This window comes from Bradyrhizobium sp. AZCC 1719 (assembly GCF_036924525.1).
In the GTDB taxonomy this organism is placed as follows: domain Bacteria; phylum Pseudomonadota; class Alphaproteobacteria; order Rhizobiales; family Xanthobacteraceae; genus Bradyrhizobium.
Window position 1 is genome coordinate 5,436,837 of record NZ_JAZHRU010000001.1, and the last position, 18,371, is coordinate 5,455,207.

The following is an 18,371-nucleotide window of genomic DNA, read 5'->3' on the forward strand; positions in this document are numbered from 1 at the left end:
GGCGTGCGGGGCTCCGAAAACTGATCTGGCTGGCGCTTCGATCACTTCGGAAGATACCAACTCCCGCCCATTGACGCAAGCTGAAGCATGGCGCCTCGCCTGTATCGTGTTCGGCAGCGAGCTTCCGTTACCTCGCCGTGACGTTTGCGGCACGTCATCAGACGGCATCCGGTACTGGAGGGTAGCGCGATGAAAGCTGCATTCCTGGAGCGGGCCTATTCGCTGCCGCATGGCTACAGCGTCACATTCTGCAGCAACCCAGGCAAATCTTTTGAGGCTCGATGGTCACCGGACGTGCCGCAGATCCGCAAGGCACGCCAACGGCACAAGTTCCTAGAGGCTTACCGCGCCGTTCGACGCGAATTTCTCAAGGAGGTCGCGGCGACGATGGGTAGCAACGTGCTTGTCATCGATACCGATGAACACATGACCAGCGAGTCGATCCTCGCGCCAACTAAGCATTGAGGCGTGAATGATCGGAAACAAATCTCTTTGCGAATACGCGCTGGATTATGCGCGACGAGGGTGGGCTGTTTTCCCTTGCAACCCTCACAACAAATTCCCTCTTGTTGGCTGTAACACAGACGCAGCAGGCAACAAGCTTGCCGGCACTGGCGGCGTCAAGAAGGCGACGACAGACGCGCAGCAAATCGAACAGTGGTGGGAGTGGTGGCCCGCTGCTATGATCGGCGTGGCTTGTGGTGTGGCTTCCGGTGTATGGGCAATCGATCCCGACGCGCCGAAAAAGCCCGGCGATCCTAACGGCAAGGCGAATTGGGCCGAGCTCCGTCAAAAGCACGGCTGCGAGCACACGCACACGCACCTCACCCCAGGCGGCGGCGAGCACCTTCTATTCAAATGGCGCCCGGACAGGCCGATCACGAACAGCGAGGGCCGTATCAAGCGGACCGGCATCAACGTGCGCGGGGAGGGTGGGTACATCATCGCGCCACCCTCCCGCCGTGCCGATGGCAAGGCGTACGAGATCGCCGAGCCCCTCGATTTCTTCCGCTTCGCTGACGCACCTGACTGGCTTTACGAGCTGTTGGCTCCTCCGCCGCGGCCCGCGAGTGTTCAACGGTTAAACACCAACCAGGACGCCAGCCCGATCGCGCGCATTCAGGGCATCCTCAACACCGTTGCGGCTGCCGGCGAGGGCGATCGGAACAAGATCCTGTTCTGGGGAGCCATGCGCGTCGTGGACATGGTAACGGAGCGCGAGGTGCCGCCAGCGGAGGGCGACCGCGCATTCGCAGCGCTTGCTGACGCGGCGCTACACGCGGGCCTGCCGGACCGGGAGATTATTCGTACCCTCCAGAGTGCGAGGGCTCGGGCATGAGCGTGCATTGGCAATCATTCGAGCAAGACGCCCCGGCGCCCGAGCCGATCGTTTTCACGGCCACGCCATGGAGATGGATCGACCCCAAGACGATCGCGCCGCGCGAATTTCTGTACGGAAAGCATTACATCCGGAAGTTCGTTTCGGCAGGTTTCGGCGCGCCTGGCGGCGGCAAGTCATCAAAGCGAATGGTTGAGGCCGTAGCGATGGCGAGCGGTCGCGCATTGCTCAGCGTCAGGCCGGTCAAGAAGCTCAAAGTTTGGTACTGGAACGGCGAAGACCCTCAGGAAGAAACGGATCGCCGGATTGCTGCGATCTGCCTGCACTACGGCATCAAGCCGGAGGAAATTGAGGGGCACCTGTTCACCGACAGCGGGCGTAACACCCCGATTGTCATTGCGGAGCAATCCAGGACCGGCACTACGATCGTCATCCCTGTGGTTGATGGCCTGAAGGATGGCATCAAATCAGCCGGCATCGACGTGCTGACCATTGATCCATTCGTGTCGTGTCACCGTGTTGCCGAAAACGACAATCCGGCGATCGACGCTGTTGCCAAGAAGTTTGCCGATATCGCCGACGCAACGCACTGCAGCGTCAATCTGGAACATCATATCCGGAAAACCAACGGGAATGAGGCCACGGTGGACGACGGTCGGGGCGCCAGCTCACTGGTCGGCGCGGCCAGAAGCATCGAAGTTCTGAACAAGATGACGCCGGCCGAGGCGGCGAGGTTGGGCGTAGATCATCACTGGCGCTACTTCTCTGTGGACGACGGCAAGGCCAACATGGCGCCACTCGGCGAACGCAAGTGGTTCAAGCTGGAATCGGTCTCGCTGGGAAACAGTACCGTCCTCCATCCTGAAGGCGACAGTGTCGGCGTCGTGACGGCATGGACGCCGCCCAACCACATGGACGGCGTAACCGGCGCCGACTTTGAGCGCTGCGCCGCTGCCATCCGCATAGGCAGGTGGAAGGAAAACGTCCAAGCAAAGGAGTGGGTAGGCAAACCCGTTGCCAAGGCGCTTGGACTAGACCTCGACAGCAAGGCCGACAAAGCGAAGGTCAAGGGACTTCTCGACTTCTGGATTAAGTCCGGCAGCCTCGTCGTGGTTGAGGAAAAGAATGAGCATCGGGAACTGAAGAAGTTTGTGAAGGTGGCGGCCGATGAGTGAGTTTTGCCGTACCTCGATTATTTGCCGTGCCGCACCCCCGCACCCCCTAAGAGGTGGGGGTACGGCAGGGTGTGTGCCGTACCTTGCCGTACCTTGCCGCACCTCAAGTACGGCAGTACGGCAGAAAGGAAACTGACGTGAACAAACAAGTTGCAAGCAGGTGGAAGCCCGGTCAGAGCGGCAATCCGAAAGGACGGCCTCCGGGCAGCCGTAGCAAGCTCGTGGAGTCGTTTGTTTCGGATCTGCAGGAGAAGTGGCGGACTGATGGCCCCGGCATCCTGGACCGCCTGGCGATCAATGAGCCTGCCAAGCTGGTAGAGGCAATCAGCCGGCTGGCGCCGAAAGACGTTGCGGTCACGCTGGAGCAGCGCAACTCGCTTGGCTTCGATCCGCGGTTATGGGCTGGCTTTCAGCGCGTGCTTGCGGCGATCGAGGAATGCGCGCCTGAGGGCATGCAGCCGGTGGAAGTCTTCGAGAGCCTGGAGCAACTGGTTCGCTCTCACTTTGCCAAACAAATCGAGGTCAAGGCGGATACATCGTCCGCTTGAAGGCACTGAAATAGCAAAGATAAATTCTACTGACGTCTACAGGCGTACAATCCTACGTACAAATTGCGTAGCAAGACAGATCGGTTCGCCTTACAATGTAAGCATCTGATTTGGCGACCCCGGCACTCGTTGCCCCCCGGCGCACCATCACCACAAACCGGGATCGCACCATGACCGACGACGACTTAGACCAGATCATCATTGCAATTGCCGCCACTGGCGCCGGCTTCAGGGGCTCGCACGCTGAGATCCGCAAGTCGCTGCGCGCTGCGGTGGGCACCGGCCACATGGCCTTCACCGGCTCTGTACCGGAGCGGGAGCGGCCCCGCGGTAAGCCGCACGCTTACACCACTGAAGGCAAGCCGGTGTGGAAGCGATGATAACCGCCGCCGACCTGGGCGAGCTTGCCCGCATGCTCCAGACCCACACGCCCCTTTGCCAACTGTCTGACATGGAGGTTCGAGCCGCACTCGAGCTCATGCAGCAGCGCGGCTACCGCATCACGAAGGCCAAGGCCAATGGCTGATCCCGTTCGCTATTCCGAAACTATCATGATCCGCTGCCAGCCCGAGATCACTGCGCTGGTCGATCGCGCGGCAAGGGCCAGGGGCAGCAAGCCGTCTGAATACGTCCGTCAAGCCCTTCTGGCGGGCCTACGTGCGGATGGCTTTGATCCGACTCCCAAGCCAAGCCCCACGGCAGGCGCGCTGTACGACTCTCTGGAGGGCCGGGAACGGTGGGCCTGGATCGACGGCGACGAGATCAAGTCCGTCAGCTATTTCGCGACCAATCCGAACGAGATGGACGACCAGAAAGCCTTGGGACGCACCTGGCTGCCGGTGAAACACTTCGACAGCAAGTCATTCATTGAGGCGCTGCACTGGCGCGAGAAGCCGGTGATCACCATCGCTGGCGATCACGTCCGCTGCGAATACCCGGTGGTTCTCAAATCGCTGGAGGCAGTCTGATGGCGCAAGGCGGCGTTATAAGCTGGTCGCAGACTGCGGCATCGAATGCGACAGCCGATCCGGCGGTGGGATGGAGCGAGGGGCAGGCGCCAAGCACGGTGAACGACAGCGCGAGGGCTCTTATGGCCTCCGTCGCGAAGTGGCGCGATGACATCTCGAGCATCATCGTCACGGGTGGGTCGGGGACCGCATACACCATTGTCAGCAATCAAATCCAGGATGGACAGAACCGAAATGGTTACACGATCCAATTCACGCCCGGCACGACCAACACGGGCGCGGTTACGCTCTCGGTCGATAGCCAGGCTGCAAAGCCGCTGCGTTTTCTGACGGGCGTGGATCTTCCGTCTGGTGTCTTGATCTCCGGCTCGCTGTATCAGGCTACGTTCCGAACTGCATCAGATGAATGGCTTCTACATTCGTTTGATAGTTCGATCTACGCCATCCCGATTGGAGCGAGCGTTGAGTATTGGGGCCCGACCGCGCCCAATTCGGCGTTCGTGATCCCGACCGGGCAGGCGATTTCGCGAACCACGTATGCCACCCTGTTTACACGCATTGGCACGACATACGGTGTCGGCGATGGATCGACCACGTTCAATCTGCCTAATCCTGCAGGGCGTGTGACCGTTCAGAAGGAAAGTTCGGCCTCGCTTCTGACCTCGACCTATTTCGGCGGCAATTCGACTGCGCTTGGCGCAACGGGTGGTGCCGAATCCCTCACATTGAGTGCCAGCCAAATCCCGTCGATTTCAGTAAGCGGCACTGTGACCGTTTATCCGGCCGGGAACAGCAATCTTTATGTGCCAACGGCGAACGGTAACCAATGGCTCTATGCGCCAGGTCCCAGCTCGGGAACGCTCTATTTCCCCTATCAGACAAACAATTCGATTGAGAGCAGCGCCAATTCGTTCAGCGCGTCAAACAGTATGACCTCGACTAATACGGGCGGCGCAGCACATCGAACCGTGCAGCCGACGATCATCTGCAATCGCATCATGAGGATTGCCTGATGCCCTGGACTGAGAAAACGCAGCAGTCCGAGACGTGGACCGACAACACCCACCGCAGTCGCCCGCACGTGTTCGATCCCGCCGTGTTCGATCCGGCGGTTTTTGACACCTATACGGCCGGCGCCTGGACGGCGAAGACCGAGCAGTCCGAAACCTGGACGGTTGTTCCCTAAATGGCGCTCACGATCACACACGCGACCCTGACGGGAGCGGCGGCCAATCCCAACTATCTCGTTGACGGTCCGAAATGGGACGCCAACCACACCATTACAGGAAGCATCGCTGCTTCCGAAATCACAAGCCCGGCCGCGCTCACCAAGACAGACGATACCAACGTAACCATTACGCTTGGCGGAACGCCGACAACGGCACTCCTCAAGGCCACCTCGATTACTGTTGGATGGACCGGCACGCTTGCAGTATCTCGCGGCGGCACTGGAGCAGCGACACACACGGCGCACGGTGTTTTGCTCGGTCAGGGCACTTCGGCAATTACCACCTTGAACGGAACGGTTGGCAACTCGAGCCTGCCGCTGATCTCGCAGGGTGAAAATCTGGATCCGGTCTATGCTCAGATCGGCTTCACGGCCATCAGCGGATGGGGCACGGGAGTAACAACCGCGCTTGCGGTCAATGTCGGCAGTGCCGGCGCCTTCGTCACGTTTAACGGCGCGTTGGGAACGCCTTCGTCTGGTGTTGCGACCAATCTGACAGGCACTGCATCCGGCCTGACCGCAGGCACATTCACGGCCGGCAGCGCCAGTAACCTCACATCTGGCACGCTACCCGCCGCCCGCACAAACGGGCACATGAACGGCACGGCCACTAACGATGCCGCGTCGGCTGGTGAGGTCGGCGAGCTGATCGGATCAACCGTTACATCGGGCTCTGCCGTATCACTCACGACAGCCACCAACGCGAATGTCACATCCATCAGCTTAACGGCTGGCGATTGGGACGTTTTCGGCGCCATCACCTACAATTACGACGGCACGACAAACGTAACGACGCAACTGTCGAGCATCTCCAGCACAAGCGCGACACTGGATAACACGCAAGGCAACTATTTCGTTTGGCGTTTTGGGTCCGGCGGGCTTGTCCCTCAAGCAGAGATGGGTGGCTTCACCATTGGCCCGGTTCGCAAGAGCCTTTCCTCGACGACGACAATCTACTTGGTTGCGCGGAGTGATTTCACCGTCAGTACGGCCAGTGCATACGGCCGGCTTTGGGCGCGCAGGGTGAGGTGATCATGCAGACCATTGGAGATTCTAAATGAGCGATGAAAATCGAAACGATGCCGGCCAATTCACCAGCGCCGAGCCATTGGTCGGTGAGCGCGCGGCCGAGGCTGCGGCTGGTTACATTCCACACGTAGAGGAGCCAGTAGAGAAGGGTCCCGAGGACGCCAAAGAGCTTGGCGAGAGCCTGGCAGAACTTCGCGGGCACAATGCCGAGCCAGAGCCTGTCCTTGGGTTGACGGATCCGGACGACACCGAGCCGAAGCAGGCGTTTTCGCAGGCTCAACTTGTCGATGCGATTGCCGAAGAGCGTAGAACGCATGATTCCCTGGTCGAGGTGGTCAACCAAGCCGAGATTGCGGCGTGGGCTGACAACTTGCGGGCTCATCTTGCACCAGAGCTGAACCCGGAAATCCTGAAGCAGCAGCCGAAGGAGACACAGGTTTCGCAACCTGCCGACAGCGAACCGGTCCCGGAGGGTCTCGATCCCGAAGTTCACAAGGCGCTGAAACACCCTCAGGTTCGCGAGGCGATCGAACAGGAGCTACTGAGGGCGGAAACGGTCAAGGGCGAGTACACGCAGGCCCTGCAGGCCGGCCAGCAGATGCTTCAGGCGACCGTGGCAGCGCTCGCGCCGCAGCTCGACGGAATGCCGCTTGAGCTTTGGCCGCAGGCGATCCAGAGCCTTGCTCAGGTCGATCCCGTGCGAGCCAACCTTGTCGCTGATACGCTTCAGAAGTGGGGCGCTATCCAGCAGGCGCAGCAACAAGTTCAGCAACAGCAGGCCTATGTCCAACACCAGCAGTTCGAGGCCACTGTAACGGCCGAGGATGCGCGGCTCGATGAGATGTTCGGCGGCGACAAAGCCGCGGCCGACGCGGCCAACGACGCAACAATCACCTACTTGTCCGAGCACGGAATACCGCGGCACCAAATGATGTCGGTGTTCAAGGCTAACCCGGTGCTCCAGACAGCGGAGGCGCGTCGCACCATCTGGGAGGCGGGTCAGTATCGCAAAATTCAGCAGGCGAAAGCTGCCGTAGCTGCAGCCAAACCCGCACCCCAGGTCCAGAGGCCGGGCATTGCCGCGTCTGCGGCAGAACGGCAGGCGTCCAGCGTAGATGCCAGAACCGCGAGAGCGAGGGCCAAGATCGCCAGCGGCAATGGTGACGCGAAAGACCTTGGTTCACTCATCGGAGCACTACGGAGAGCATGACATGACCGATAGCTTCCTAAAGAAAACCAGGGTTCAAGTTCGAAATCAGTTCGGCGTCGAGACCGATCCAGAGCGCCTTGCGAATGTGTTCGCGGTCTACGATCAGAAGCAGCGGGCGCAAATGCTCACCGATTGGGACATCGAGCGTGAGCGTGATGGCGGCGGGTATGAGGGCGACAATTCGCGTGAGACTGCCGAAAACTTTGGCTTGCGGGCGAGGATGGAGGCCATCCATCAGGCTTTGATGAAGGCTGGCCGATGACGAACCCCGTTCTCCGGGCCATCTCCAACCCGCTCGGTGATCCTGCCCTCGATGTCTTCCTGCACTGGTGCGACTTGAAGGGCGTCCGTCCGATGCCGCTGGCGCCGGCCGACATCGCAACGTTCGTCATGCAGTCGCAAGCGCTCGGGATCGAGAAGATTGCGGCGACGGTCGCGGCGATCTCGAAGACCTATCTCGCCAGAGGCTATGCCGATCCTACAGCCGGCGGCCCGGTGGGGGCAGCGCTCAACGCCATTGCTCCGATCGATCCGCCGCGCTCCTGGCCGAAGGAGCATAAGCACCGCTTCACGTCGATGCCTTATGACTTGCAAGCCTATGTAGCGTCGCATGAAGCGCGGCGCGAAAAGGTTGTGAGGCAGGCGCAGAACGAGGCCGGCGTTCTGCGGAATACTTTTGACGATATTCAGCGCTGGTTCTGCTGGGGGCCAGCTTATAGCGAGGCATCATGATCAAGCAAAAAACACCGTCCCTCGAGGATCGGATCAGACAAATCCGCGCGGAAGCCGACGCCTTCATTGATGCGAAGGCCGAGGAGCTGGCGGCAAAGACGCCGGGCGTTCCCCTGCAGGTGCTGCGCAACATCATCACGAATCGAAGCTTTGGATGCCAATGCCAAGCGATCCTGAACCTGGAGCAAGAATAAATGGCCGGCTTGCTTGACGGCATCACCGATCCCGAAGTGATGGCGCGATACGGTGAGCGCCAACGCATTGTCGAGCGCATCGCGGAGCAGATGGGCGTGAGCCTGCAGGAAGCGAGGTGGGCGCTCGAAGACTTCGAAACCAATCTTTGCCATTGCGGCCACACGTTACATTGAGGGAATGATGGAGTGGGTCAGGGACTTCCGCGAGGCTGGAGACCGCTTGGTCCGTTTGAACACGGACCTGGAGTTTTTCGCCGCCGAGCTTCTAAAGATAAGGCCGAAGGCGGGGGCGTTGGCGCCTTTCCTGTTCAATCCCGCGCAGCGTGAGTTGCATCGGATCATTGAAGAGCAGAAGGCAAAGACGGGCCGTGTTCGCGTCATCGTCCTGAAGGCTCGGCAGCTCGGTATCAGCACCTATATTGCCGCGCGCTTCTACAAGCAAACGACCAGCAATCCGGGCTTGCGGACCATCATCATCGGTCACGAAAAGCCGGCATCCAAAAACCTGTTCCAGCTTGTGAAGCGGTTTCATGAGCACATGCCCGAAGACTTGCGTCCATCGGTCGGGGCGTCGAACGCGGAAGAGTTGATCTTTGACAAGATCGATTCCGGGTATCTGGTTTCGGTCGCGACGGAAGAGGGCAGCGGCCGATCCGCCACGGCGCAGCAGCTTCACGCATCGGAGGCGGCATTCTGGAAAGACCTGCAAGTCCAGTTTGCGGCGTTGATGCAAACTATCCCGGATATCGACGGGACCGAGATCATCCTCGAGACGACCGGAAACAGCTTTAACGACTTCTACAAGCTTTGGCGCAAGGCCGAGGCTGGCGAGAGTGAATTTATCGCGGTCTTCCTGCCGTGGTCGCTGGACCCGGCGTACCGGGCTAGGGTACCCGACGACTTTGCGAGGACCGAGGAAGAGGACAAGCTAGCTGAGCTTCACGGCCTGGACGATGAGCAATTGCAATGGAGGCGGAACAAGATCGCCAACATGGCATCACCGGAATTGTTCTGTCAGGAATATCCGCTGACGGCAGATGAAGCTTTCATCGCTGCCGACTTTGACAGCTACATTCCTGCCGAACTCGTCCTGAAGGCCCGCAAGCGCGAGGCTGAGCCGACCGGATACCTGATCGTTGGCGTCGATCCCGCCGGCAAGGGTGCGGATAGCACCGCGATTGCGTGGCGCAAGGGATCGACAATCTACAAGCTGGAGAAGCGGCACGGGCTTGGAACGATGGAGGTGGCTGGCCTAGTTGCGAAGATTATCCGCGAAGAGAAGCCAGCCAAGGTCAACATAGACGTTACTGGCCTTGGCGTTGGCGTTGCCGATCGCCTGGACGAGCAGGGCTATGGTCACACCATCAATCGGGTGAACTTCGGAGGCAAGCCGATTGAACCGCCGCCGCTGGACGAAAACGGCAAGCCCGCTGGTGGGCCCGCCAATCGCCGGGCCGAATTGTACGTCAACCTCCGCAATGCGCTGGAGGAAGGCTTGTCACTGCCGGACAGCAACAGCCTGCAGGGTGACCTGACGTCGATCGGATACAAGTTCACCAGCGATGGGCGGCTTTTGCTGGAGTCAAAGGAGGACATGCGCCGCCGCGGCATACCTTCACCGGACGAAGGCGACGCTGTGGCGTTGTGCTTCACAGAACCGAATGGCTCGCCAGTCCCGCAGAGCGTTGCCAAGAACTTCAACAGAAAAATCGAATATCCGAATTACGGGATTTTTTGATGCCAGAGATCAAGAGTGTCTGGGTGCAGACTGCCGCGCCGCGATTGCCGGAATTTCCGGGAGCGGTGGAGCAGGGGTTCTATTTCGTCACTGATGGCCTGCTGACCATGTGCACCGAGAACGGCAAGCCCATTGGCAAGCCCTACAGGCTGCAGGAGGGCGATAAGCCGCACCGGATCGCCGGCCGGCTGCGCCTGCAGGCGTGGCAGCAAGAGCGCGGCAACAGCGATTTCAACCGGCCGCTGCGATATCGACCGCTGGGCATCGTCTGAAGCACATTAGATGACAGCTTCAAAATGACAGGTGTTACAGCGAAAGATATCGTGACGATCCGGACTGGGAACGGGGCGCAGGGTGGAAGCTTTGGCTTCGTCAACCCAGCAGAGCGGGCACAGATAGTCAGCGCCGCTCTTGACCGGAAACTTTGCCGCTCGCTCAAGCGCACCGCGCGCCTTATGGCGCTCCGCATCTATTTTCGCCTTCTGCTTCTCGATCTTCGAAAGTTCTTCGTCCAAACGCGCTATCTTGGCGTGCGCATGATCCGCAATTTCTTGAGCCTTTAGCTTCATTTCATCCGCAATGGTCGCCATCGATAACCCCCATTCGTCTTTCAGCTAGACGATACAACCGAAGCGGGCGTCCAAAGGCAATGCTCAAAAGGGGGTGAAATTGTTATAAGTTCTCAGTGTACGCCGCTAGGCCTCGCTTAGGTGGCGAGCTGCTATCGCCACAGCATTTGACGGTTGGTCAAACGGCGGAGCGTGTCGATGTTCAGTTTCCCCATGTAAAGGCGGTGTGCATAGGTTGGCCACTGAAAAAACTCGCGGCACCAAATCACTGGAATGCGCTTCTTTTTTCGCAGGTCAAACCGCGTGGGAACGTGAAGACCATGAGCGGCAATTTCTGCCGGCTTGTGAATGATCAGATCGCGAAGTTCATAGCGGAGACGCGTTGCGCTATCTTTGATGCTGGTGCCCTGCGACACTGTAATGATGGCTCGACCGAGTTGGTCGTTCGTTTCAATTTCTCTCACTAATACGGGACGGCATTTCCGGCCAGGAATGGACAAATCTTCCTCGTGAGGAAACCGACACCATAAGATGTCGTTTTCCTTTGGAAAGTCGGGGTCATCTAGGGGAAGATATGTCCACACCATCAAGGTGTGGAACTATCACGACTCGCGCTTATGTGACACCCAAGAGGCGCGCTCATCCTCAGCGATCTTGCGCATGAGTTTGGTTTGCTCTTCGGTGAGCTCGCGCGAATAGTCGTCCGCCTGAGACCGCGAAGGCATAATTGCGCTAACGGCCGTAACGGCGCGTTGATAAAGCTGCACAATTGCTGTCATCTGACTCGCTCCAGGTGGAACCTTATACTGCATCAGAGCCGTTAAGGTTTTCAACCATAGCTTTAGTGGCACTACCCACCAACTAGGTTTTACAAATATAGTTGCTGTTTGGGGTCGTACAGTGACGTACGTGACACACTTTCGTGTGCCGCCTTGGAACGAAGCGGGAACTAGCGCTTCGCGGGACCGTTTAGGGCCATTTCCACAAGTCGGCGGATGGCTTCAGGCCGCCCAGGTAAGTCGTCCTGCTGCCGGCGCCAATCGTCTATGGCCTTTAAGGCCGGCGTTGTGAGCCGCACATTGACCGCCTCCGACTCGACGGCCGGACGCCCTCTCGATTTTTTAGCGCTATTAATTGTTGACTTCATGAATTTATGATGTCATAAAATAGCAAGCCGGGCAAGTGCGGAAACATCCTGCCCGGCTCTAACCCCAAGCAAGGATGCGACCCATGCCCAAGGCTGAAAGCGTGCATAGCACGCCACGAACTTCTGCGTCTTCATCACACCACAGCGCCCCAGGCGCCGTCCAATTGTCTTCACCTCCAGTGATTCCAACCAGTCCCGCCGCTGCAGGGCAGGGAGTCAAAAACGAGCCAGAACCATCCAGCGTTTCGGAGATTCCTTCGGGCGGGGCTGCAGTCAACAGGAGGTCAGTTATGAATATGTTTGTTGGCGCGACCATTGCAGGCACAGCTATTCCGACGCAGCCGGCCACGGCCGAGCCGGCGCACCAAGCGTGCCCGATCCCCGACGACAGCGTGCTGCTAAAGCTGGAAGAGCAGTTCTTCGAGCAATACGAACTAGGCACGGCGTACCATGACGAGATCCTCAAGCTCTCAGAGATCTGGCAGGCTGAAAGCGAGCGGCTGTACAAGGAAGCTCTTTCCAGAGAAGTGCAGGCAGGTACGTATCTAACCCCTCAAGAAAGATGGGACCTCGTTACCAAAATTCCCGAGTGCGTCGAGCACAATCGGCTGTGCAAGCTGCAGGACGTACACTTCGGAAAAATGGAAGACCTCGTGAAGCAGATGTGGGCGATACCCGCGCAAACCCCGGAGGGGCGCCGGGCTAAAGTCATGGTGGCGCTGCGCCTGCTGCCCGCCGAGTGGCGAGAGGTAGATGCCGACTACGGCATCCGGGAGACCCGACAGCTCTTAATCGAGTTCGTCGGCGGCGAGCCGGGGGCACAACTGCGCGATCAGTTCGAAGGCGACGCGCAGGGAGGCGTGTGATGTCAGACCACCTGATAGATCAAGCCTGCGAGTTGTACTGTCACGGCATCGCCCGGATTGAGACCTTGGGGCCGGTTCGTCGGATTATTTTCACCACGCCAGACACGGCGAGCCCGGGCTACCAGAGCGTGGTGATCAAGCTGATCATGACTGCCGAGCTTTTGGCGACGCTGGCATACTTGGCGGCGGGTGCGGATCGAAATGCTATCTCGCCGGCATTGCTTGCGCTCGAAACCCACACGGCGAATTAGATACCTACCCGGGGTATTTAAGGGCCCGCCGGTTCACGCTGGCGGGCCTAGTCATTCCAGAACCTCGTACTCAAAGGCCACGCCTTCGGGATCGTTCTCCGCGAACCAAGTTTCGGCCGCGTCCTGGTTGGCGAAGACCTTGAGGTGCTCGGGATCGCCAACCTGCTTAGCGGTGTTGACGTAGACAAAGACTGTCATTCGTCCCTCTTGAGCTTGCGCTTGCCCCAATGGTGGGTTTTTCGATCGGTACTGAAGACCCGTTCGAGGTGACGGTTCAACGCTCGCATGACACCGATCCGGGCTAGCATCGTTGGGCCGCCGCGTTCTGCAACGAGGATTAGCGCTTCCATTGCCGCTTGCCATTCGGGCGCCGCGTGCTCGGCCTTCGGCAGCTTCATGATGTAGCTGGCGGCATCCTTCAATGTGAGGAGCTGCCGGCCATTCGGAAGCGGTATTGGATCCTCAAACGAGGCGGACCAGGGCAATAAAATCTACTCGGGGCAATGATCTTGCGTGTTCCGCCCCAGCACAGCCCATTTGTAGCGGCTTGTCATCTCGTTCACGTTTTGTACTATCCCCGCAGGGAGCTGGTGATGACAGAAACGCTACGGTGGTACGACGAGAGCGCGGACAACTCGCCATGGATCAGGGCGCTTGCTGAAGTGCGTCAGCGTGCGGCACGCGAGGGCTACTGTTTCCAACACGTGCAGGCAATCACCGTGGCGATCGACCAGTACGCAGAGAAGGCGCTGGGCAACCGCGACTACTTTCTCAACAAGCCCTACAGCATCGGCGGGTCTCGAAAGGCCGGTGACGTGCCGTGACCTCGAAGGCGTCGCTGGCGCCACGCCGCAATGAAAAGAGCGGCGACCGCGGCGAGCGTGACGATAAGGCCGATGGTGTCAGTGTCGAAAAATGATTGTGCGTTGGATTGTACGTACGCTTCCCATAAACCAAATTCTTGAATGAAATCAAATGGTTCTGGCGGAAGGGGTGGGATTCGAACCCACGGTACCCTTGCAGGCACGCCGGTTTTCAAGACCGGTGCCTTAAACCACTCGGCCACCCTTCCTTGCCTTTACGATCAAGCGCTTAGCCGATGCGACGGTGAAAACACAAGAGAAGAAATTTGGATTTGGCGGCGCCCAAGCCGGGAAGGGCGATGAAGCGCTGCTGTCCCGTCGGGCAAGACGGACAGTCACGTCGACGTTGTATGGAGCACTTCACACGCGCCTGGATCATGATGGAGCGGCATCAGCCGCAATGCGGGCGCTTGCCAATTCTGCCGGGATCGCATCGTCCCGGTGCCGTCGCCGCAATTGGTTCGTGTCCTTGTTCAACCGAACGCAACGGCCAGCAGGCCGGAGCACAGCAGCACGAAGCTGGCAGTCGCCAGCGCAAGAAATCCGTTGGAGACAATGTCGTGGTTGCTCATCAGATACCTACCACACCAGATGCTCGTCCGAATTTACTAGACCTTTCCGAATCCCCGATCGGAACTACCGAGCCATTTCTCTCTGAAGCCGGGCGGCTACCGCCGCCGGCCTTCAAAACTCACGCTCTGGAACGATAGCCTTCAAATGCATGGGCAAGAAAAATGCCTGCGCTCACCAGGCCCATCAACGCTGTTACTGTCTCGATCATCGCACAAATCCTTTGCGCCCCTGCAACGCACAGAACGACTGCATCGTTGCACAGTCAAAAAGATTCACGGGCTGGAATCGCATATCGGTCGTGAGTGATGATTTGGTGCAACAGATTGTCTGAAAGCGGCACAGGAAGGCTATGACGAAGGGCGCATACACTGTGAATCGAAGCGTTGCGCCCAGTTCGACGGAGCGCGAAGCAACCATTCATTCACCACGCGGGACCAGACCCCATTTCCGCCGTGTTCGGGTTGCGATATCTTCATCATGTGATGCGGAGGTGGGCCGCATCGTGGGGTAAGGCCGCAACGCTTCGACATAGGCAGTCGGCCGCTAGAAATGGTAACTGGGGTGATGGGGATTCGACGGCCAACAACAATCGTTCTGGCAGTTCGTGGTACTGTTGCCATGGCAACATGCCTTGTCCTTGCCAATTGTGCCTCGTCGGACAAATTCGCCAGGCGGATCGACCCCAAATATGGCGTCTCCTCCAGCCCCCGCGTGGTGGCGTTCGGAGAGCCCGTGCCGAAGGGCGGGGGAACTTACCGTATCGGCAAGCCCTACACCGTCGCGGGCCGGGTCTACGTGCCGGAAGAGGATCCGAACTATCGCGCCGAGGGAATGGCTTCCTGGTATGGCGACGATTTCCACGGCCGGTTGACCGCCAATGGCGAGGTTTTCGATATGACCTCGCTGACGGCGGCCCATCCGACCCTGCCGATCCCGAGTTACGCTCGCGTCACCAATGTCCGGAACGGCAAGTCGCTGATCGTCCGCGTCAATGACCGCGGTCCGTACCACGGCAACCGCCTCATCGACGTCTCGAACAAGGCGGCGGAACTGCTAGATTTCAAAGCAAATGGTGTCGCTCGGGTGCGGGTTGAATATGTCGGCCGGGCCCCGCTTGAGGGTTCTGACGACCGCCAGCTCCTGGCGACGCTGCGGACCGGCGAGCCCGCGCCGTCCCCGGCTACGGTCCGGGTCGCCTCGGCCCGCCCGTTTGTTCCAGAGATGCCGTCGTCCGCGGGCCGAATCCGGGGCGAGGTGCCGATGCCGGAGGGACGGCCCTATAGCCTCGGCAATACCTCGGCGGACTACGCCTCGATCAACGCGACCTCGGAAATGTCGGCCTCCGGCCGCTCGCGCGGCCGTGCCGCGGAAAATCCGCGCGCAGTGTCCTACGAGAACGAGGCCAGCTATGCGGCACCACGCCAGGCTTACCTGCCGGTCGATCCGCGTGGTCCGAGCGAAGTCCTCAGCGGGCGCGGGCTGTACTAGATAGCGTCTTCAAGCGAAAGCCTGGCCCGGACTTGATCCAGCGTGGCGCCCGGTTCGAAGAAAGCGCGTCGAATATAGCTACTCCTTCAGGAAGGCGATCAGGGCAGCGTTGACCTCATCGGGCCGCTCCTGTTGAATCCAGTGGCCGGCCCCGTCGAGTATGAGCTTTTGCCGCAAGTTCGGCAGCACGCGCCCCATCTCGTTGACCAGCTTGGCGCCGATCAGCCCGGTGATGACGCCATCCTTCGATCCCGCGATGAACAGCGACGGCTGGTGGATTTGCGCGCCCTGCCAGGGTGCGGTCAGTTCCCAATTGCGGTCGATATTGCGGTACCAATTCAGTCCGCCGCGAAAGCCGGACTCCTGATAGACGGCCGCGAAATAGGCGAGGTCGGCCTCGGTCAGCCAGCCCGGCAATGGCCGATCAGGATCGGCGCCAGCGAGAAATCCCTTGCCCTCCTGAACAAATTGGTGGGCCGCCGGATCAGAGAACCCGCGCCCCGCCAGCACGATTCGCATGGTCGCTGAGACATCGCGCTCGAACTCGGCCTCTGCCACGCCCGGCGCCTGAAAATACTGCCAGTAGAAATTGGTGATGCCGTTGTTTCGCAAGGTCTCCAGCGGCAGGCCGCGTCCGCGGGAAGGGGGCGGAACACTGAGGCCCGCCACCTTGGTAAAGATATCGGGCCGGAACATCGCCGCGTGCCAGGCGACCGGCGCGCCCCAGTCATGGCCGACAATGACGGCCTGCTTTTCGCCAAGTGCCGCCACCAGCGCAACCATGTCGCCGACATTGTGGAAGATGGTGTAGGCGCCGACGTCCGCCGGCGCGCTGGTCCGGCCAAACCCGCGCATGTCGGGGGCTACGACATGGAAACCGGCTTCCGCGATGGCGCCGACCTGGTGCCGCCAGGAGTAGGATAATTCGGGCCAACCCATGGCAGAGCAGCACCAGCGGCCCCTGGCCCTGTTCGAAAACAAAGAAGTCGAGCCCGTTGACGGAAATAGTGCGTGAGGTTGGCATCGCGTTTCCGCCCTGTTTTTCGTATCTTGTCCGGAAATTGCAGCATCGCAACGATACGTTTCTTCGTTCGGCACCGCAATCAGATCGACACGGCCACAAGTCCAAAAACCTGTGTTGTTTGCGATACTTCCAACTGTTAGAACGCACGGATTCAGGACATCGCCGATGGCACCAGAAACTTCCGTTTCCCGTAAATCCGACACGGCGGCCATCATCCCGTGGCGCGGCCTGATGGCCGCTGTCTTCGCGCTCTCGGTCGGCTGGGGCGGCATCGTGTATGCCGCCAACAACAGCGTGCAGGGCGCTCCGAAGAAGGACGACGGCGGCTTCGATGGCGATGCGCCGACCGCGATCCTGATCGAGGCTTCCAGCGGCAGCGTGCTGTTCGAGAAGAACGCCGACGAATTGCGGGCGCCATCCAGCATGATGAAGCTGATGACGGTGGAGGTGGTGTTCGACGCCATCAAGCAGGGCAAGGTCAAACCGACAGACGAATATCGGATCAGCGAGAACGCCTGGCGCAAGGGCGGCGCGCCGGCCGGCGGCTCGACGATGTTTGCCATTCTCAACAGTAAGGTGTCGGTGGACGACCTGCTGAAGGGCGCGATCATCCAGAGCGGCAACGATTCCTGCATGGCGCTTGCCGAAGGCATGGCTGGCAACGAGCGGATTTTTGCCGCCGACTTCATGACCAAGCGGGCGCGCGAGCTCGGCCTGACGAAATCGACCTTCGGAAACTCCAGCGGGCTGCCGGACCCTGCCAACAAGATGACGGTTCGTGAACTGGCCAAACTCGCCCGCCACCTGATCCTCGCCTATCCCGACATGTACAAATTGTTCGGAGAGAGAGAATTCACCTGGAACAAGATTCGGCAGCAGAACCGCAATCCGCTGCTGAACACGCTAAATGGTGCCGACGGGCTGAAGACCGGCTACACCAAGGAGGGCGGCTACGGCATGGTCGGCTCCGCCTTGCAGAACGACACGAGGCTGATTGTCGCGATCAACGGACTGGAAGATTCCGACGATCGTGCCTCAGAGGCCAAGAAGATGCTGGAATGGGGTTTTCGCAATTTCGAGACGCGCACGCTGTTCGCGGCCAACCAGCAGGTCGGCTATGCCAAGGTGTTTGGCGGCGAAAGCCGCTCGGTGAAGCTTGCCAGCCCCGAGCCGATCAAGGTGATGGTACCGAAGAACGGCAGTGAGAAACTGATCGCGCGAATCGTTTACAAGGGCCCGGTCCAGGCGCCGATCCAGTCCGGCCAGCAGGTCGGCGTCGTCAAGGTGTGGCGCGGCGCCAATATCGCCGTGGAGGCACCGGTCTATGCCGCTGAAGCGATCGGCACTGGTTCGACCGTGCGTCGTGCAATCGACGGGGTCAGCGAGCTCGTCATCGGCGTGTTCCGCGCGAGCGCAGAGAAGCTCTGAG

Annotated in this window: 27 protein-coding genes, 1 tRNA gene and 1 pseudogene; 22 read left to right on the forward strand and 7 right to left on the reverse strand. The window is 59.7% G+C overall.

The window, feature by feature from the left end:
* The first annotated feature begins 189 nt into the window (after window positions 1–189).
* The 17 genes from V1292_RS25570 (at window position 190) to V1292_RS25650 (ending at window position 10,433) form a co-directional block, all read left to right on the forward strand.
* Window positions 190–465, forward strand: a complete 276-nt coding sequence (locus V1292_RS25570) for a hypothetical protein (protein ID WP_334375397.1) — start codon at window positions 190–192, stop codon at window positions 463–465.
* Window positions 466–472: 7 nt separating this feature from the next.
* On the forward strand, window positions 473–1,339 hold the full coding sequence (locus V1292_RS25575) for a bifunctional DNA primase/polymerase (protein WP_334375398.1): 867 nt from the start codon (window positions 473–475) through the stop codon (window positions 1,337–1,339).
* A complete protein-coding gene (locus tag V1292_RS25580; protein ID WP_334375399.1) occupies window positions 1,336–2,514 on the forward strand; it encodes an AAA family ATPase in 1,179 nt (392 codons plus the stop codon). The genes V1292_RS25575 and V1292_RS25580 overlap by 4 nt, the downstream gene beginning before the upstream one ends.
* Window positions 2,515–2,597: 83 nt before the next feature.
* Window positions 2,598–3,062, forward strand: a complete 465-nt coding sequence (locus tag V1292_RS25585; protein ID WP_334375401.1) for a DUF5681 domain-containing protein — start codon at window positions 2,598–2,600, stop codon at window positions 3,060–3,062.
* A 170-nt stretch (window positions 3,063–3,232) separates the two neighbouring features.
* A complete protein-coding gene (locus V1292_RS25590) occupies window positions 3,233–3,442 on the forward strand; it encodes a hypothetical protein (protein WP_334375402.1) in 210 nt (69 codons plus the stop codon).
* Window positions 3,439–3,588 (forward strand): hypothetical protein, encoded by a 150-nt coding sequence (locus V1292_RS25595; protein WP_334375403.1) that lies wholly within the window; start codon window positions 3,439–3,441, stop codon window positions 3,586–3,588. Before V1292_RS25590 ends, V1292_RS25595 begins: the two co-directional genes overlap by 4 nt.
* Complete coding sequence (locus tag V1292_RS25600; protein ID WP_334375404.1) at window positions 3,581–4,030, forward strand: CopG family transcriptional regulator; 450 nt, start codon at window positions 3,581–3,583, stop codon at window positions 4,028–4,030. The genes V1292_RS25595 and V1292_RS25600 overlap by 8 nt, the downstream gene beginning before the upstream one ends.
* Complete coding sequence (locus V1292_RS25605) at window positions 4,030–5,043, forward strand: phage tail protein (protein ID WP_334375405.1); 1,014 nt, start codon at window positions 4,030–4,032, stop codon at window positions 5,041–5,043. Before V1292_RS25600 ends, V1292_RS25605 begins: the two co-directional genes overlap by 1 nt.
* A complete protein-coding gene (locus V1292_RS25610) occupies window positions 5,043–5,216 on the forward strand; it encodes a hypothetical protein (protein WP_334375406.1) in 174 nt (57 codons plus the stop codon). The genes V1292_RS25605 and V1292_RS25610 overlap by 1 nt, the downstream gene beginning before the upstream one ends.
* Entirely contained in the window at window positions 5,217–6,290 is a 1,074-nt protein-coding gene (locus tag V1292_RS25615) for a hypothetical protein (RefSeq protein ID WP_334375407.1), read from the forward strand.
* Between the two features lie 25 nt (window positions 6,291–6,315).
* Window positions 6,316–7,497 (forward strand): hypothetical protein, encoded by a 1,182-nt coding sequence (locus V1292_RS25620; protein ID WP_334375408.1) that lies wholly within the window; start codon window positions 6,316–6,318, stop codon window positions 7,495–7,497.
* Window position 7,498: 1 nt separating this feature from the next.
* Complete coding sequence (locus V1292_RS25625) at window positions 7,499–7,759, forward strand: hypothetical protein (protein ID WP_334375409.1); 261 nt, start codon at window positions 7,499–7,501, stop codon at window positions 7,757–7,759.
* Window positions 7,756–8,229: a hypothetical protein gene (locus V1292_RS25630; protein WP_334375410.1), complete on the forward strand. Its 474-nt coding sequence runs from the start codon at window positions 7,756–7,758 to the stop codon at window positions 8,227–8,229. The genes V1292_RS25625 and V1292_RS25630 overlap by 4 nt, the downstream gene beginning before the upstream one ends.
* Window positions 8,226–8,423: a hypothetical protein gene (locus V1292_RS25635; protein ID WP_334375411.1), complete on the forward strand. Its 198-nt coding sequence runs from the start codon at window positions 8,226–8,228 to the stop codon at window positions 8,421–8,423. Before V1292_RS25630 ends, V1292_RS25635 begins: the two co-directional genes overlap by 4 nt.
* Window positions 8,424–8,597: a hypothetical protein gene (locus tag V1292_RS25640; RefSeq protein WP_334375412.1), complete on the forward strand. Its 174-nt coding sequence runs from the start codon at window positions 8,424–8,426 to the stop codon at window positions 8,595–8,597.
* A gap of 46 nt (window positions 8,598–8,643) precedes the next feature.
* Window positions 8,644–10,161 carry a hypothetical protein gene (locus V1292_RS25645; protein WP_334375413.1) on the forward strand — a complete coding sequence of 506 codons (1,518 nt, stop codon included), beginning with the start codon at window positions 8,644–8,646 and terminating at the stop codon, window positions 10,159–10,161.
* Window positions 10,161–10,433, forward strand: a complete 273-nt coding sequence (locus V1292_RS25650; protein WP_334375414.1) for a hypothetical protein — start codon at window positions 10,161–10,163, stop codon at window positions 10,431–10,433. Before V1292_RS25645 ends, V1292_RS25650 begins: the two co-directional genes overlap by 1 nt.
* Window positions 10,434–10,439: 6 nt before the next feature.
* Here V1292_RS25650 and V1292_RS25655 read toward each other — a convergent pair whose 3' ends face one another.
* From V1292_RS25655 to V1292_RS25665, 3 genes are all read right to left on the reverse strand, one after another.
* Complete coding sequence (locus V1292_RS25655; RefSeq protein WP_334375415.1) at window positions 10,440–10,751, reverse strand: hypothetical protein; 312 nt, start codon at window positions 10,749–10,751, stop codon at window positions 10,440–10,442.
* A gap of 131 nt (window positions 10,752–10,882) precedes the next feature.
* Entirely contained in the window at window positions 10,883–11,230 is a 348-nt protein-coding gene (locus tag V1292_RS25660; RefSeq protein ID WP_334375416.1) for a hypothetical protein, read from the reverse strand.
* Between the two features lie 102 nt (window positions 11,231–11,332).
* Complete coding sequence (locus V1292_RS25665) at window positions 11,333–11,509, reverse strand: hypothetical protein (protein WP_334375417.1); 177 nt, start codon at window positions 11,507–11,509, stop codon at window positions 11,333–11,335.
* 658 nt (window positions 11,510–12,167) lie between these two features.
* On the opposite strand from V1292_RS25665, the gene V1292_RS25670 reads away from it, so the two are divergent.
* Both V1292_RS25670 and V1292_RS25675 read left to right on the forward strand, forming a co-directional pair.
* Entirely contained in the window at window positions 12,168–12,743 is a 576-nt protein-coding gene (locus V1292_RS25670) for a hypothetical protein (RefSeq protein ID WP_334375420.1), read from the forward strand.
* Entirely contained in the window at window positions 12,743–12,994 is a 252-nt protein-coding gene (locus V1292_RS25675) for a hypothetical protein (protein ID WP_334375421.1), read from the forward strand. Before V1292_RS25670 ends, V1292_RS25675 begins: the two co-directional genes overlap by 1 nt.
* Window positions 12,995–13,045: 51 nt before the next feature.
* On the opposite strand, the gene V1292_RS25680 is transcribed toward V1292_RS25675, so the two are convergent.
* Together V1292_RS25680 and V1292_RS25685 are read right to left on the reverse strand one after the other, a co-directional pair.
* On the reverse strand, window positions 13,046–13,192 hold the full coding sequence (locus V1292_RS25680) for a hypothetical protein (protein WP_334375422.1): 147 nt from the start codon (window positions 13,190–13,192) through the stop codon (window positions 13,046–13,048).
* Entirely contained in the window at window positions 13,189–13,392 is a 204-nt protein-coding gene (locus V1292_RS25685) for a hypothetical protein (protein ID WP_334375423.1), read from the reverse strand. Before V1292_RS25685 ends, V1292_RS25680 begins: the two co-directional genes overlap by 4 nt.
* 195 nt (window positions 13,393–13,587) lie before the next feature.
* Between V1292_RS25685 and V1292_RS25690 the strand changes: the two genes are divergently transcribed.
* Window positions 13,588–13,818: a hypothetical protein gene (locus tag V1292_RS25690; RefSeq protein ID WP_334375425.1), complete on the forward strand. Its 231-nt coding sequence runs from the start codon at window positions 13,588–13,590 to the stop codon at window positions 13,816–13,818.
* A gap of 158 nt (window positions 13,819–13,976) precedes the next feature.
* Here V1292_RS25690 and V1292_RS25695 read toward each other — a convergent pair.
* Window positions 13,977–14,066: transfer RNA gene (locus V1292_RS25695), tRNA-Ser, on the reverse strand.
* 982 nt (window positions 14,067–15,048) lie between these two features.
* On the opposite strand from V1292_RS25695, the gene V1292_RS25700 reads away from it, so the two are divergent.
* Window positions 15,049–15,918: a septal ring lytic transglycosylase RlpA family protein gene (locus V1292_RS25700; protein ID WP_334375426.1), complete on the forward strand. Its 870-nt coding sequence runs from the start codon at window positions 15,049–15,051 to the stop codon at window positions 15,916–15,918.
* A 78-nt stretch (window positions 15,919–15,996) separates the two neighbouring features.
* Here the strand turns inward: V1292_RS25700 and V1292_RS25705 are convergent.
* Window positions 15,997–16,942, reverse strand: a pseudogene (locus V1292_RS25705) (alpha/beta fold hydrolase).
* 165 nt (window positions 16,943–17,107) lie between these two features.
* Here V1292_RS25705 and V1292_RS25710 point away from each other — a divergent pair.
* The gene (locus V1292_RS25710) at window positions 17,108–18,370 is read left to right on the forward strand and encodes a D-alanyl-D-alanine carboxypeptidase family protein (RefSeq protein WP_442895564.1); all 1,263 of its coding nucleotides are present in this window, start codon (window positions 17,108–17,110) and stop codon (window positions 18,368–18,370) included.
* Window position 18,371: the final 1 nt, after the last annotated feature.

Excerpts from the sequence above, each read along its gene's own strand:
- V1292_RS25640 (WP_334375412.1), top strand. The coding sequence starts at position 8,424 with ATGGCCGGCTTGCTTGACGGCATCACCGATCCCGAAGTGATGGCGCGA.
- V1292_RS25600 (WP_334375404.1), top strand. The coding sequence starts at position 3,581 with ATGGCTGATCCCGTTCGCTATTCCGAAACTATCATGATCCGCTGCCAG.
- V1292_RS25605 (WP_334375405.1), top strand. The coding sequence starts at position 4,030 with ATGGCGCAAGGCGGCGTTATAAGCTGGTCGCAGACTGCGGCATCGAAT.
- V1292_RS25575 (WP_334375398.1), top strand. The coding sequence starts at position 473 with ATGATCGGAAACAAATCTCTTTGCGAATACGCGCTGGATTATGCGCGA.
- V1292_RS25675 (WP_334375421.1), top strand. The coding sequence starts at position 12,743 with ATGTCAGACCACCTGATAGATCAAGCCTGCGAGTTGTACTGTCACGGC.
- V1292_RS25700 (WP_334375426.1), top strand. The coding sequence starts at position 15,049 with ATGGCAACATGCCTTGTCCTTGCCAATTGTGCCTCGTCGGACAAATTC.
- V1292_RS25650 (WP_334375414.1), top strand. The coding sequence starts at position 10,161 with ATGCCAGAGATCAAGAGTGTCTGGGTGCAGACTGCCGCGCCGCGATTG.
- V1292_RS25680 (WP_334375422.1), bottom strand. The coding sequence starts at position 13,192 with ATGACAGTCTTTGTCTACGTCAACACCGCTAAGCAGGTTGGCGATCCC.
- V1292_RS25610 (WP_334375406.1), top strand. The coding sequence starts at position 5,043 with ATGCCCTGGACTGAGAAAACGCAGCAGTCCGAGACGTGGACCGACAAC.
- V1292_RS25625 (WP_334375409.1), top strand. The coding sequence starts at position 7,499 with ATGACCGATAGCTTCCTAAAGAAAACCAGGGTTCAAGTTCGAAATCAG.
- V1292_RS25615 (WP_334375407.1), top strand. The coding sequence starts at position 5,217 with ATGGCGCTCACGATCACACACGCGACCCTGACGGGAGCGGCGGCCAAT.
- V1292_RS25595 (WP_334375403.1), top strand. The coding sequence starts at position 3,439 with ATGATAACCGCCGCCGACCTGGGCGAGCTTGCCCGCATGCTCCAGACC.
- V1292_RS25580 (WP_334375399.1), top strand. The coding sequence starts at position 1,336 with ATGAGCGTGCATTGGCAATCATTCGAGCAAGACGCCCCGGCGCCCGAG.
- V1292_RS25620 (WP_334375408.1), top strand. The coding sequence starts at position 6,316 with ATGAGCGATGAAAATCGAAACGATGCCGGCCAATTCACCAGCGCCGAG.
- V1292_RS25690 (WP_334375425.1), top strand. The coding sequence starts at position 13,588 with ATGACAGAAACGCTACGGTGGTACGACGAGAGCGCGGACAACTCGCCA.
- V1292_RS25685 (WP_334375423.1), bottom strand. The coding sequence starts at position 13,392 with ATGAAGCTGCCGAAGGCCGAGCACGCGGCGCCCGAATGGCAAGCGGCA.
- V1292_RS25655 (WP_334375415.1), bottom strand. The coding sequence starts at position 10,751 with ATGGCGACCATTGCGGATGAAATGAAGCTAAAGGCTCAAGAAATTGCG.
- V1292_RS25635 (WP_334375411.1), top strand. The coding sequence starts at position 8,226 with ATGATCAAGCAAAAAACACCGTCCCTCGAGGATCGGATCAGACAAATC.
- V1292_RS25670 (WP_334375420.1), top strand. The coding sequence starts at position 12,168 with ATGAATATGTTTGTTGGCGCGACCATTGCAGGCACAGCTATTCCGACG.
- V1292_RS25570 (WP_334375397.1), top strand. The coding sequence starts at position 190 with ATGAAAGCTGCATTCCTGGAGCGGGCCTATTCGCTGCCGCATGGCTAC.
- V1292_RS25590 (WP_334375402.1), top strand. The coding sequence starts at position 3,233 with ATGACCGACGACGACTTAGACCAGATCATCATTGCAATTGCCGCCACT.
- V1292_RS25710 (WP_442895564.1), top strand. The coding sequence starts at position 17,108 with ATGGCACCAGAAACTTCCGTTTCCCGTAAATCCGACACGGCGGCCATC.
- V1292_RS25630 (WP_334375410.1), top strand. The coding sequence starts at position 7,756 with ATGACGAACCCCGTTCTCCGGGCCATCTCCAACCCGCTCGGTGATCCT.
- V1292_RS25665 (WP_334375417.1), bottom strand. The coding sequence starts at position 11,509 with ATGACAGCAATTGTGCAGCTTTATCAACGCGCCGTTACGGCCGTTAGC.